The sequence below is a fragment of the Streptomyces pratensis genome (assembly GCF_016804005.1).
Lineage (GTDB): Bacteria > Actinomycetota > Actinomycetes > Streptomycetales > Streptomycetaceae > Streptomyces > Streptomyces pratensis_A.
Genome location: NZ_CP051486.1, coordinates 1,339,186 through 1,351,360, shown reverse-complemented (window position 1 = coordinate 1,351,360; position 12,175 = coordinate 1,339,186). Strand labels below are relative to the sequence as shown.

Below are 12,175 nucleotides of genomic sequence, written 5' to 3'. Positions count from 1 at the left end.
ACGTAACGTGGCCATCATGAGTGAGTGCCCCCACGTATCCGAACTGCCGCGCCCCGAGCCCGCCCCGCTCAGCGACACCTGTCCGGAATGTCTTGCGGCCGGTACGCATCCCGTGCAGCTGCGGCTCTGCCTGGTCTGCGGGCACGTCGGGTGCTGTGATTCCTCGCCCCTGAAGCACGCCACGGCGCACTTCGAGGCGACCGGGCACCCGGTGATGCGCAGCTTCGAGTGCACGGAGAGCTGGAGCTGGTGCTTCGTGGACGGTTCGATCGTCTGACGCCTGGGTACGTCAAACCGGCGCCGGTTCTTCGCAATTGACTGCCGCAGACCTCTAGCCACTGTGTGTGCTCATATGCTTACCATGAGTAATCACGGGGTTGTGGTCCCGGCGACACGGCATCATGGGTCGCGACAGCGTCGCCGAACCACAGAACCGACGACGGACCGCACGGCCCCGGGCATTCGCCCCGGAGCCTCGAACGAGTTTGTGCCACCTTGGAGGTGAGGGTGTCCCAGATCGCAGGCGAGCCCGGGAACCAGGACTTCGTAGAGGTCCGGCTGCCCGCTGCGGGTGCCTACCTGTCGGTGCTGCGTACGGCCACGGCCGGCCTCGCAGCGCGCTTGGACTTCACTCTCGACGAGATCGAGGATCTTCGCATCGCGGTCGACGAGGCCTGCGCGATCCTGCTCCAGCAGGCCGTGCCGGGCTCCGTCCTCAGCTGCGTCTTCCGACTCGTCGGCGATTCCCTCGAGGTGACCGTCTCGGCACCCACGACGGACGGTCGCGCCCCCGAGCGCGACACCTTCGCCTGGACGGTGCTCTCCGCGCTGGCCGGCAAGGTCGACTCCACGGTCGCCGACGACCGTACGGTCAGCATCAGCCTCTACAAACAGCGCGGCGCGGGACCCGGGCCGGCGTGAGCGACGGGAACGGGGACGGTCCTGTGCGGGACGAGACGATCCGGTCCGGGGCGGTGCGCCCAGCGGCCCTCCCGGAGCAGCAGGCCCGGCCGCATCCGGACGGCGGGACGGACGGCGGCGGGGACGGCGGCGCGGACGACGCGCGGGACCGTCCGGCCCCGGCGGAGCAGGCGCAGGCGGAGCGGGCGGGCCAGATGAGCGAGCACGGTCACCACGATCCACACGACCGCAGCGGAGCGCGGGCGCTCTTCATCGAGCTCCGGGAGCTTCCCGACGGCTCGGCGGAGAAGGCCGAGCTGCGCAACCGGCTGGTGCGGATGCATCTGCCGCTCGTGGAGCACCTGGCCCGCAGGTTCCGCAATCGGGGCGAGCCGCTGGACGACCTGACGCAGGTCGCCACGATCGGCCTGATCAAGTCGGTGGACCGGTTCGACCCGGACCGCGGCGTCGAGTTCTCGACGTACGCGACCCCCACGGTCGTCGGGGAGATCAAGCGGCACTTCCGGGACAAGGGCTGGGCGGTGCGGGTTCCGCGGCGCCTCCAGGAGCTGCGGCTGTCGCTGACCACGGCAACCGCCGAGCTCTCCCAGCAGCACGGCCGCTCCCCCACCGTGCACGAGCTGGCGGAGCGCCTGGGCATCTCCGAGGAGGAGGTCCTGGAGGGGCTGGAATCGGCCAATGCCTACAGCACGCTCTCGCTGGACGTCCCGGACACCGACGACGAGTCGCCGGCAGTCGCGGACACCCTCGGATCCGAGGACGAGGCCCTGGAGGGCGTCGAGTACCGCGAGTCGCTCAAGCCGCTGCTGGAGGACCTCCCGCCGCGGGAGAAGCGGATTCTTCTGCTGCGCTTCTTCGGCAACATGACCCAGTCGCAGATCGCGCAGGAGGTCGGCATCTCCCAGATGCACGTCTCCCGCCTCCTGGCCCGCACGCTGGCCCAGCTGCGCGAGCGGCTGCTGGTCGAGGAGTAGCCGGACGGGAGCGTCGCGCTGCGGCAGGTCAGGCGTCCGGGGTCGTCCGCGGCCCCCGGATGCCCAGCGCCTGCGTGGTCGCGGGATTGAGCAGCAGCACGAGCGCCGTCACGGCCACAGCGGCGAGCACGATGCCCGCGGGGATCAGTGCGCCCTGGGCCCTCAGCAGCGTCCAGGCCACCGGCAGCGCCATGAGCTGGGTGATGAGCGCGGGGCCCCGGCTCCAGCTTCGCCGCCGCAGCAGCCCGCGGGCGGCGAACAGGGGGATGAGGCCGAGCGCCACCAGCGTGAGCCCGCCCATCTCGGCCTGCTGGATGCTGTCGGGCCGGCCGAACAGGCCCACGGCCAGCATGTAGATCCCGCCGATGGCGAGCGCCGCGCCTTCGAGCGCGTTGAGTGCGGCCAGGGCGGCGATTCGGCCCGGCTTCTCCGGGCCGGCCGAGGGCGACGGAGACGGCGTGTTCTGCTGAGTGCTCACGCCTTTCAGATTCGCATCCCGGCCCGCCGGAAGCGAAGCCGGGGGCGCGGCGCACCCACCCGCGACCCCCGGTCACTCTGCGTGATCACGCGTGAACCCGGTGGATCACGACTTCAGGGCGGTACCGCGCGGTAGGTACCCTGGCGGGCATGCGCGCACTTCTCGTGGTCAACCCAGCTGCCACCACTACCAGTGCGCGGACGCGTGACGTGCTGATCCACGCCCTCGCGAGCGAGATGAAGATCGAGGCCGTGACCACGGAGTACCGCGGTCACGCGCGGGACCTGGGGCGGCGGGCCGCCGACTCCGACGACATCGACCTGGTGGTCGCCCTCGGGGGTGACGGCACGGTCAACGAGGTGGTCAACGGGCTGCTGCACAGGGGTCCTGACCCCGAGGGCCTGCCGAGTCTCGCCGTCGTCCCCGGTGGTTCCACCAACGTCTTCGCCCGTGCCCTCGGCATTCCCAACGACGCCGTGGAGGCGACGGGCGCCATCCTGGACGCCCTCGCGGACCGCAGCGAACGCACGGTGGGCCTCGGGCTGGCAGCCGGTACCCCCGGCACCGCGGACGAGGCCGTACCCGGGCGCTGGTTCACCTTCTGCGCGGGGCTCGGTTTCGACGCCGGTGTCATCGGCCGGGTCGAACAGAGACGCGAGCGGGGCAAGCGGTCGACCCACGCCCTGTACGTGCGCCAGGTGCTCCGGCAGTTCATGGACGACCCGCACCGGCGCAACGGCCTGATCACCCTGGAGGTACCGGGCCAGGACCCGGTCACCGAACTCGCGCTGTCGATAATCTGCAACACCGCACCATGGACCTACCTGGGGAATCGCCCGATATACGCCTCCCCGAAGGCGAGCTTCGACACCGCCCTGGACATCCTCGGGGTCAAGCGCCTCTCCACCCCCGCCGTGACCCGCTACGCCACTCAGCTGCTCACATCGAGCCCCGAGAGAGGCCCGCACGGCAAGCACGCCGTGTCCCTGCACGACCTCACGGACTTCACCTTGCATTCAAAGGCGCCACTGCCCTTCCAGATGGACGGCGACCACCTGGGACTGCGTACCAGCGTGACGTTCACAGGCGTACGCCGTGCACTGCGTGTGATTGTGTGAGTGGAAGGGGCGAAAGTCCTTTAACTCGAACGTTTGGGCTGGCCCCCACCCCTTAGAAGTACGGCTGTGACCTAGTCGACACCGAGGAATCAAAAAAAACTTTCCAGAAGGGGTTGTATCCGCCGCCGAGGTTTGCGAATCTCTACATGGCGATCGGGACGGCCCGCAACACCGGCCTCCACTGAGAGCCAGAACCCCTCCTCACCACAACAGGACCACATCCAGCTCATCTGGGCGTCGGACCTTCGTCTGCGGGGGGATTCGTGAAAGCGTTCACATTCACAAGCACCAGCATGTAATACCAAGGAGAGGTAGCAGCCATGGACTGGCGTCACAACGCCGTTTGTCGTGAGGAAGACCCCGAGCTGTTCTTCCCCATCGGCAACACCGGTCCTGCGCTGCTGCAGATCGAGGAAGCCAAGGCCGTCTGCCGTCGCTGCCCCGTCATGGAGCAGTGCCTGCAGTGGGCGCTCGAGTCCGGCCAGGACTCCGGCGTCTGGGGTGGCCTCAGCGAGGACGAGCGCCGCGCAATGAAGCGCCGTGCCGCTCGCAACCGGGCGCGTAACGCCAGCGCCTGACCGTCGCCCCCCACAGAGCCTCAGCCGGCGGCGCGTACAGAGCGTACGCACAGCCCCGCCTTCGAGTCGCAGCGCGCAGTACCCCCGAAGCGCATCGCACCGTGAGCACCACGCAGTGGGCCCGGACCGTCACCACGGTCCGGGCCCACTGCTGTGTGACGAGGCGGTGCGGCGACCGCCGCGCCCATCGCTACTTGTCGCTCCGTACGGGGATGTCGAGTACCACCTGCGTGCCGCGCACCGGGGCCGGGACCATGCCGAACGTGCCGCCCAGCTCGCCCTCCACCAGGGTTCGCACGATCTGCAGGCCCAGATTGCCGGCCCGCTGGGGATCGAACCCCTCGGGCAGCCCCCGCCCGTCGTCCGTCACGGTGATCAGCAGCCGGCCGTCGGCCGGTGAGCCGCCGCGCACCGCGGACACCTCCACCGATCCGTGTTCGGCGACGGTGAACGCGTGCTCCAGCGCGTTCTGCAGCACCTCGGTGAGCACCATCGAGAGCGGAGTGGCCACTTCCGCATCGAGGATCCCGAAGCGCCCCGTGCGGCGGCAGGTCACCTTCCCGGGGGAGATCTCGGCGACCATCGCGATCACCCTGTCGGCGATCTCGTCGAACTGGACCCGCTCGTCCAGATTCTGGGACAGCGTCTCATGGACGATCGCGATCGAACCGACGCGCCGCACCGCCTCGTTGAGTGCCTCACGGCCCCGCTCCGAGTCCATCCGGCGGGCCTGGAGGCGCAACAGGGCAGCCACCGTCTGGAGGTTGTTCTTCACCCGGTGGTGGATCTCCCGGATGGTGGCGTCCTTCGTGATCAATTCCCGCTCACGCCGCCGGAGTTCCGTGACGTCACGGAGCAGCACCAGCGAACCGATGCGCACCCCCTTGGGCTTGAGCGGGATGGCACGGAGCTGGATGACCCCGCCGGCGCCCTCGACCTCGAACTCCCGGGGCGCGTACCCGCTCGCCACCTTGACCAGGGCCTCGTCGACCGGGCCGCGCGACGGCGCGAGTTCCGCCGTCGTGGCACCGAGGTTGTGGCCGACCAGGTCCGAGGCGAGGCCGAGCCGGTGGTACGCGGAGAGGCCGTTGGGGCTGGCGTACTGCACGACACCGTCGGCGTCCAGCCTGATCAGCCCGTCGCCGACGCGCGGCGACGCGTCCATGTCGACCTGCTGGCCGGGGAACGGGAAGGTCCCGGCGGCGATCATCTGCGCCAGGTCGGAGGCGGACTGGAGGTAGGTGAGCTCCAGCCTGGAGGGTGTGCGCACGGTGAGGAGGTTGGTGTTACGGGCGATGACCCCGAGGATCCGGCCCTCGCGCCGCACAGGGATCGACTCGACCCGGACGGGCACCTCCTCCCGCCACTCGGGGTCGCCCTCACGCACGATGCGCCCCTCGTCGAGGGCGGCGTCCAGCAGCGGCCTGCGGCCGCGCGGCACGAGGTGGCCGACCATGTCGTCCTGGTAGGAGGTGGGGCCGGTGTTGGGCCGCATCTGCGCCACGGACACATAGCGGGTCCCGTCGCGGGTGGGCACCCACAGGACGAGGTCGGCGAAGGACAGGTCGGAGAGCAGCTGCCACTCCGAGACCAGCAGATGGAGCCACTCGAGGTCGGTATCACTCAGGGCTGTGTGCTGGTGGACAAGGTCGTTCATGGAGGGCACATGTGCGAGCGTACCCGTGGAAAGGAAGAGGTTCCGAACCGATCGGCCCGTGGATACGTGACACTGTGAGGGACGGGCCGGGACGGGAGAATGTCCTCGCCCATGGATGGACACGGCCTATTGGTCTAGTCCACAATGCACCACGCAGGGGTACGACAGGCAGGACGAGTCCCCTCGCACGACAGACCTCCGCTCTCCCCGCACAGGAGAGCGGACCGAGGTAACCGGCGCTCTCTGCCCTGACTGCGCCGGTACCTCCAGTGGCCGGAGGCACCGCACACCGCCGGCCAGGCAGGGCCGGCCTGTTCCGTAAGGCGGGTCCGCAGCTCCGGGCTGCGGTGCTGGACGGGCCGAGGGTCCCGTCCCGGCGCCGCGGCCCGCGGGTGTTTTCCGGGGGCGTTCGCCTCGTGGACAGGGAAATCCCCTCATGGACAGGGCCGTCCGCCGACAGGGCGGCAACCGATGACACACACGCGTCCGGTTCACCTCCGGGCCGCGTCGTTCTGCTAGATTGGCTCCTAGATTGGTCTATACCACATGACGCCACTCTCCAGATCGGCAGGCACAGCGTGGAAGTTGTCATCGTCCCGGACGCCACGGCAGGCGGCGAGCTCATCGCGGAGGCCATCGCGGCCCTGCTGAGCCGCAAGCCCGACGCCCTGCTCGGCGTTGCCACCGGCTCGACCCCGCTGCCCGTCTACCAGGCGCTGACGGAGAAGGTCCGCTCCGGCGCCGTGGACGCCTCGCGCGCCCGCATCTGCCAGCTCGACGAGTACGTCGGGCTGCCCCCGGGCCACCCCGAGTCGTACCGTTCGGTCGTGCTGCGCGAGGTCATCGAGCCGCTCGGCCTGTCCGAGAAGTCCTTCATGGGCCCGGACGGCGCCGCCGATGACGTCCAGGCGGCCTGCGAGGCGTACGACAAGGCGCTCGCCGAGGCGGGCGGGGTGGACCTGCAGCTGCTCGGCATCGGGACCGACGGACACATCGGCTTCAACGAGCCGTGCTCCTCGCTCGCCTCCCGCACCCGCATCAAGACGCTGACCGAGCAGACGCGGATCGACAACGCGCGCTTCTTCGACGACGACATCGAGCAGGTACCCCGTCACGTCATCACCCAGGGCATCGGCACGATCCTGGAGTCCCGCCACCCGGTCCTGCTGGCCACCGGCGAGGGCAAGGCCGACGCGGTGGCCCGGACCGTCGAGGGCCCGGTCGCCTCGGTCGTGCCGGCGTCCGCGCTGCAGCTGCACCGTCACGCCACGGTGGTGGTCGACGAGGCGGCGGCATCGAAGCTGAAGCTGGCGGACTACTTCCGCGCCACCTATGCGGCGAAGCCGCGGTGGCAGGGCCTGTAGGACTCCGCACGCAACAGGGCCGGGCCACCGTCATGGTGGCCCGGCCCTGGTGCGTGGTCCGTCCGGAGCCCAGGGCGTGTGCCCATGAACCCTGGACGGACCAGGAGCGTGTGCCCGTGAGCCCCTGACGGCTCAGAGGCCTGTGCCCATGAGCCGCTGACGGCTCAGGGGCGTGTGCCCGTGATCGCCTCCGCGGCGGCGGCCCCGCAGACCCGCGCCGCGCCGTGCGTGGCGATGTGCAGCGCGCCCCGGGGCGGCGCCACGGACAGGCCCATCTCGACCACGATCGTGTCCGGCCGCGCCGCCAGCACCTCGTCCAGTGCCTCACTCATCCACGGGTGCCGGTGGAGGTCGCGTACGACGGCGACGATGCGCCGCTCCCCCGCGGCCCCCAGCACCTCGGAGGCCGGTGACGCGCTCCCGCCGCTGTAGGTGTCCGTCTCCGTGCCGGGCAGTATCCGGGCGAGCTCGGCCGCGACGCCCCACGGCGTCTCGTCGCCGACCGCGATGTTGGCGACCGGGGTGAGCGCCGCGACGTACGCCGGCTCGCTCAACGGCTCGGCGGTGCCCGTGACCGTCACGGCCCGGCGGGCGGCCACCAGTCCGATGCCGGCTCCGGCGCCGGGCGCGGTCCCCTCCTGCATGTCCGCGCCCGGCCCCGAGGCAGCCCCCCTGGCCCCCTGCGTCCAGGACGCGAGGGCCCGTACACGTGCGGCAGCGTCGGCCAGCCGCTCCTCGGGCAGTTCGCCGGTCCGCACCGCCGTCACCAGCGCGTCGCGCAGCCGCAGCACGGTGTCCTCGTCGGCCAGCCCGCCGCCGACACAGATGGCGTCGGCGCCCGCGGCGATGGCGAGGACGGATCCGCGCTCGATGCCGTACGTGCCGGCGATGGCCTCCATCTCCATGCCGTCGGTGACGATCAGCCCGTCGTAGCCCAGCTCCTGGCGGAGCAGTCCGGTGAGGATCAGCGGGCTCAGGGTCGCGGGCCGGGTCGGGTCGAGTGCGGGGAGCAGGATATGCGCGCTCATCACCGATTTGGAACCCGCTGCGATGGCCGCCCGGAAAGGCACCAGCTCACGGGCGTGCAGGGTGTCCAGGTCCACGTCGATGCGGGGCAGCGAGTGGTGCGAGTCGACCGCCGTGTCGCCGTGCCCCGGGAAGTGCTTGGTGCACGCGGCGACACCGGCGGCCTGGAGGCCTTCGACGTAGGCCGCGGTGTGCCGGGCGACGAGCCCGGTGTCGGCGCCGAAGGAGCGTACGCCGATGACCGGGTTGCCAGGATTCGAGTTGACGTCCGCCGACGGTGCCCAGTTGAGGTTGACCCCGCACTCGGCCAGCCGGCGCCCGAGCTCCCGGGCGACGGCCCTGGTCAGGTCCACGTCGTCGACGGAGCCGAGAGCGAGGTTGCCCGGGAAGGAGGAGCCGGTGCGGACCTCCAGCCGCGTGACGTCGCCGCCCTCCTCGTCGATCGCGACGAGTACGTCGTCGCGCTCGGCCCGCAGCCGGGCGGTGAGTGCCGCGAGCTGCTCGGGCGAGTGGATGTTCCGGCCGAACAGCCCGACGGAGGCCAGGCCTTCGCCGACCCTGCGCAGCAGCCAGTCCGGGGCGGTCGTGCCGGTGAAGCCGGGCTGCAGGACCGCGAGCGCGTCGCGGGTGACGGTGTCCGTGGTGGATACGAGTGTGGTCATGGGGCTGCGTTATCCCTTCACGGCGCCGGAGGTGAGCCCCGTAGCCATCTTCCCCTGAATGATCATGAAGAAGATGACGACCGGGATGGAGATGAGCGTGGAGGCCGCCATCAGCGCGCCGTAGTCCGTACCGCGTTCCGTCGTGAACGTCATCAGCCACACGTTGAGCGTGTACTTGGAGTTGTCGTTGATCAGGATGTACGCGAAGAGGTACTCGTTCCAGGCGTTGACCAGAGCGAAGATGGACGCGGCCGCGAGCCCCGGTGCCAGCAGCGGGAAGATGACCCGGCGGAAGGCCCCCATGCGGGTACAGCCGTCCACCATCGCGGACTCCTCCAGCTCCACGGGGATGTTGATCACGAAGCCGCGGATCATGATGGTCGCGAAGGGCAGCGTGGACACCAGGTAGACGACGATGAGCCCCCAGTACTCATCGATGCCTCCCAGCGCGTTGAGCTGGAGGTAGATCGGGATCAGCATCGCGGTCGGCGGCAGCATCTGGACCAGGATCATGACCATCATCAGCGCCTTCCGCCCGAAGAAGCGGAAGCGTCCGATGGCGAGCGCCGCGAGGGTCGCGATGATCATCCCGCCGAGGACCGCGGTGACCGAGACGATGAGGCTCGACTGGATCGCCGTGGCGAAGTTGTCCTGCTTCACCGCGCGCGCGAAGTTGTCGAAGGTGAGGGAGGACGGCCACAGGGTCTGGTCGTAGGACCGGATCTCGTGGTTGGGGCGCAGCGAACTGACGATCAGCCAGTAGACCGGGAAGGCCATGAGCCCGGCCGTGACCAGCGCCAGGATGTTGTAGCCGAGGCGGTTCCTCTTGCGGTCGGGCCGCAGGACCTGGGCCGGCGCGTTCGTCGTGGGCGTGGAGGCGCTCATTCGACCTCTCCCGTCTTGATCAGCTGGCGCAGGTAGTACACGGCGACGCCGGAGAGCATCAGTACGGTGATCAGTGCGATCGCGCTGCCCTGGCTGAATGAGGTGGACTCGAACGCCTTGGAGAAGGAGTAGAGGCCGAGGGTCTCGTACTCGGGCTCGGGCTTGTTGCCGCGCAGCAGCCAGATCTGGCCGAACACGTTGAAGTCCCAGATGACCGAGAGCGTGGCGACCATCGTGAAGACCGGCTTGATGACGGGCCAGGTCACGTAGCGGTAGACGCCGTAGGCGGTGGCTCCGTCGAGGGAGGCCGCCTCCTCCAGCTCCTTGGGGACCTGGGTGAGGGCCGCGTACATCGTGATCACGACGAACGGGATGGCTCCCCAGACGACCAGGAGTGTGATGATGCCGAAGCCCTGCCACGGGTCGAGGAACCAGTTGTGGCCCAGCCAGCGGTCCTCGTTGCCGGTGATGTCGGCGAGCAGGGTGTTGATCAGGCCGTAGTCGGAGTCGGAGAGCCAGCGGAAGACCGAGGCGGCGACCATGAGCGGCATGGACCAGGCGGCGATCAGGGCCACCGTGAGGACGAGCCGCACCCAGGTGGAGACCTTCAGCATCATCAGGGCGATCAGCAGGCCGATGCCCATGGTCAGCACGACGCAGATGGTCATGAAGACGACGGTTCTGCCGACGACCGCCCAGAACTCCGGGTCGCCGAGGATGTTGGTGAACTGCTCGAAGCCGACCCACGGGGTCTCGCCGTTGCCCCAGAGGGCCGCCCGCCCCAGGTCCTGGAAGGACATGATCACGGTCTTGATCAGCGGGTAGACGTAGACGGCGGCGATCGCCAGGATCGCCGGCAGGATCAGGAGATAGGGGAGGAGTTCCCCCTTCTTCCGCCGCTTCTTCGGGCGTGGCCCGTCGGCTTCCTGTCCGGAGGGTGAGATCCCGGTCTTCTCCGGGACACGCGGTACGGGGACCGGTGGACCGGCGGCCTTGGTGTCGGCAGCAGTCACGTGACTGACCTTCCATCGGGATTCCGGGGATCTGCACCCGGGAATCACGGCGTTTCTACCTGAGAAAAGGGGGCGGGGGTCCGGTGTTCGCCGGACCCCCGCCTGGAGAGCCGAAGGCCCGGGGACTACTTGTTGATGAGCTCGTTGATCTTGTCGTCGGCCTTCTTGGCGGCGTCGGCGACCGAGGCACCCTTGAGGATCTCCAGGAGCATGTTCTCCAGGACCTCCTCCTTCTCGATGGAGGTCCAGCCCGGCGCGATCGGCGTGAACCAGGCGTCCGGTACCGCGTTGGCGACGGCGGCCGTCTCCGGCTTGGACTTCAGCGGCTCGAGCTGCTTCTCGTTGTTCGGGAGGATGTTCTTGGAGGTGAGCACCTCCTGCGACTTCTCACTGGTGAAGAGGGAGACCCACTCCTCGCCCAGGTCGGTGACCTTGGACTTGGCGGTCACCGCGAGGTCCGAACCGCCGATGAAGGACGGGAGGGCCTTGCCGTCCGGGCCGGGCATGCCGGCCGTCGCGATCTTGCCCTCGAGCTTCGGGTTGCCGTTGTTGGCACCGTCGACGACGGAACCGGCCTCCCAGCCGTTGCCGTAGAGAAGGGCGGCCTTCTCGTTGGCCATGACGTTGGCGTGGTCCTGCTCGTCCTTCGTCTGGTCGGCCTTGTTGTACTTCTTGACCAGGTTGACGAAGTGCTCGATGCCCTTCTGGGACTCGGGCGAGGAGAGGTTGCCCTTCCACTCCTTCGCGCCCTCGTCGTACTCGGCGATGGAGCCGCCGTAGCCCGCGACGTAGGACATGGCCGCGTACCAGTAACGTCCCGGCAGGTAGAGGGACGAGAAGCGCTTGTCCTTCTTGTTGTACTCGGCCGAGACCTTGTCGAGTGCGGTGAGCATCTCGGCCTCGGTCTGCGGGAGGACGTCGCTGCCGGTGCCCTTCTTGAGCATGTCCTTGTTGTAGATCGCAACACGGGCACCCGCGTAGTAGGGCACGCAGAACTGCTTGCCCTCGAAGGTGCAGGTGTCCTTCAGACCCTTGATCCAGGTGTCCGAGTTGTCGTACTTCTTGGGGTCGATCTCGGCCAGGGCGCCGTTGAGGATGTACTGCATCGTCTCGGTGTTGCCGAGCTCGACGACATCCGGGAACTTGTCGCCACCGAGGGCCGTGTCGAGCTTCTTGGCCTTGTCCGCCCACTGCTGGTACTGGACGTTGACCTTGACCTTCGGGTACTTCTTGTTGAACTGCGCGTTGACGTCCTTGACCAGTTCCGGCCAGGTGCTCTGCGCGTCGACCATCAGCCAGACCGTCAGACTCTCGGAACGGTCCTTCGGGTCCTTCGAGGCGTTGTCATTACTGTCCCCACCACACGCCGCGATTCCGGTCATCATCGCTGCGACGCCTACTGCCGCAATGAGCTTGCGCTTCATGCCACACCCTCCTCAGGGATACCAGCAACCCCCCGCCCACCGCGAAGACGTACGCCTGGCGCTACCTGTGGGGCT

12 protein-coding genes are annotated in these 12,175 nt (G+C 68.9%); 6 read left to right on the top strand and 6 right to left on the bottom strand.

Annotated features, from left to right (window positions below):
• Window positions 1-16 precede the first annotated feature (16 nt).
• From HED23_RS06065 to HED23_RS06055, 3 genes are all read left to right on the top strand, one after another.
• Window positions 17-277 carry a UBP-type zinc finger domain-containing protein gene (locus HED23_RS06065; protein WP_203182391.1) on the top strand — a complete coding sequence of 87 codons (261 nt, stop codon included), beginning with the start codon at window positions 17-19 and terminating at the stop codon, window positions 275-277.
• Between the two features lie 230 nt (window positions 278-507).
• Window positions 508-921, top strand: coding sequence for an anti-sigma regulatory factor (locus HED23_RS06060; protein WP_014154139.1), 414 nt, complete (start codon window positions 508-510; stop codon window positions 919-921).
• Window positions 918-1,895: an RNA polymerase sigma factor SigF gene (locus tag HED23_RS06055; RefSeq protein ID WP_386463511.1), complete on the top strand. Its 978-nt coding sequence runs from the start codon at window positions 918-920 to the stop codon at window positions 1,893-1,895. The genes HED23_RS06060 and HED23_RS06055 overlap by 4 nt, the downstream gene beginning before the upstream one ends.
• 28 nt (window positions 1,896-1,923) lie before the next feature.
• Here HED23_RS06055 and HED23_RS06050 read toward each other — a convergent pair whose 3' ends face one another.
• The gene (locus HED23_RS06050; RefSeq protein ID WP_203182390.1) at window positions 1,924-2,373 is read right to left on the bottom strand and encodes a hypothetical protein; all 450 of its coding nucleotides are present in this window, start codon (window positions 2,371-2,373) and stop codon (window positions 1,924-1,926) included.
• 149 nt (window positions 2,374-2,522) lie between these two features.
• On the opposite strand from HED23_RS06050, the gene HED23_RS06045 reads away from it, so the two are divergent.
• Window positions 2,523-3,491, top strand: coding sequence for a diacylglycerol/lipid kinase family protein (locus tag HED23_RS06045; RefSeq protein WP_203182389.1), 969 nt, complete (start codon window positions 2,523-2,525; stop codon window positions 3,489-3,491).
• Between the two features lie 320 nt (window positions 3,492-3,811).
• Window positions 3,812-4,069, top strand: a complete 258-nt coding sequence (locus tag HED23_RS06040) for a WhiB family transcriptional regulator (protein ID WP_003953983.1) — start codon at window positions 3,812-3,814, stop codon at window positions 4,067-4,069.
• A 190-nt stretch (window positions 4,070-4,259) separates the two neighbouring features.
• Here HED23_RS06040 and HED23_RS06035 read toward each other — a convergent pair whose 3' ends face one another.
• Complete coding sequence (locus HED23_RS06035) at window positions 4,260-5,726, bottom strand: sensor histidine kinase (protein WP_203182388.1); 1,467 nt, start codon at window positions 5,724-5,726, stop codon at window positions 4,260-4,262.
• 578 nt (window positions 5,727-6,304) lie between these two features.
• Between HED23_RS06035 and nagB the strand changes: the two genes are divergently transcribed.
• Window positions 6,305-7,090: a glucosamine-6-phosphate deaminase gene (gene nagB, locus HED23_RS06030; RefSeq protein WP_203182387.1), complete on the top strand. Its 786-nt coding sequence runs from the start codon at window positions 6,305-6,307 to the stop codon at window positions 7,088-7,090.
• Between the two features lie 164 nt (window positions 7,091-7,254).
• On the opposite strand, the gene HED23_RS06025 is transcribed toward nagB, so the two are convergent.
• From HED23_RS06025 to HED23_RS06010, 4 genes are all read right to left on the bottom strand, one after another.
• The gene (locus HED23_RS06025) at window positions 7,255-8,778 is read right to left on the bottom strand and encodes a glycoside hydrolase family 3 protein (RefSeq protein WP_203182386.1); all 1,524 of its coding nucleotides are present in this window, start codon (window positions 8,776-8,778) and stop codon (window positions 7,255-7,257) included.
• A 9-nt stretch (window positions 8,779-8,787) separates the two neighbouring features.
• The gene (locus HED23_RS06020; protein ID WP_203182385.1) at window positions 8,788-9,663 is read right to left on the bottom strand and encodes a carbohydrate ABC transporter permease; all 876 of its coding nucleotides are present in this window, start codon (window positions 9,661-9,663) and stop codon (window positions 8,788-8,790) included.
• Window positions 9,660-10,676, bottom strand: coding sequence for a carbohydrate ABC transporter permease (locus HED23_RS06015; protein WP_203182384.1), 1,017 nt, complete (start codon window positions 10,674-10,676; stop codon window positions 9,660-9,662). The genes HED23_RS06020 and HED23_RS06015 overlap by 4 nt, the downstream gene beginning before the upstream one ends.
• A 125-nt stretch (window positions 10,677-10,801) precedes the next feature.
• Window positions 10,802-12,100 carry a sugar ABC transporter substrate-binding protein gene (locus HED23_RS06010; protein ID WP_203182383.1) on the bottom strand — a complete coding sequence of 433 codons (1,299 nt, stop codon included), beginning with the start codon at window positions 12,098-12,100 and terminating at the stop codon, window positions 10,802-10,804.
• Window positions 12,101-12,175: the final 75 nt, after the last annotated feature.

Excerpts from the sequence above, each read along its gene's own strand:
- HED23_RS06040 (WP_003953983.1), top strand. The coding sequence starts at position 3,812 with ATGGACTGGCGTCACAACGCCGTTTGTCGTGAGGAAGACCCCGAGCTG.
- HED23_RS06035 (WP_203182388.1), bottom strand. The coding sequence starts at position 5,726 with ATGAACGACCTTGTCCACCAGCACACAGCCCTGAGTGATACCGACCTC.
- HED23_RS06020 (WP_203182385.1), bottom strand. The coding sequence starts at position 9,663 with ATGAGCGCCTCCACGCCCACGACGAACGCGCCGGCCCAGGTCCTGCGG.
- HED23_RS06010 (WP_203182383.1), bottom strand. The coding sequence starts at position 12,100 with ATGAAGCGCAAGCTCATTGCGGCAGTAGGCGTCGCAGCGATGATGACC.
- HED23_RS06025 (WP_203182386.1), bottom strand. The coding sequence starts at position 8,778 with ATGACCACACTCGTATCCACCACGGACACCGTCACCCGCGACGCGCTC.
- HED23_RS06065 (WP_203182391.1), top strand. The coding sequence starts at position 17 with ATGAGTGAGTGCCCCCACGTATCCGAACTGCCGCGCCCCGAGCCCGCC.
- HED23_RS06045 (WP_203182389.1), top strand. The coding sequence starts at position 2,523 with ATGCGCGCACTTCTCGTGGTCAACCCAGCTGCCACCACTACCAGTGCG.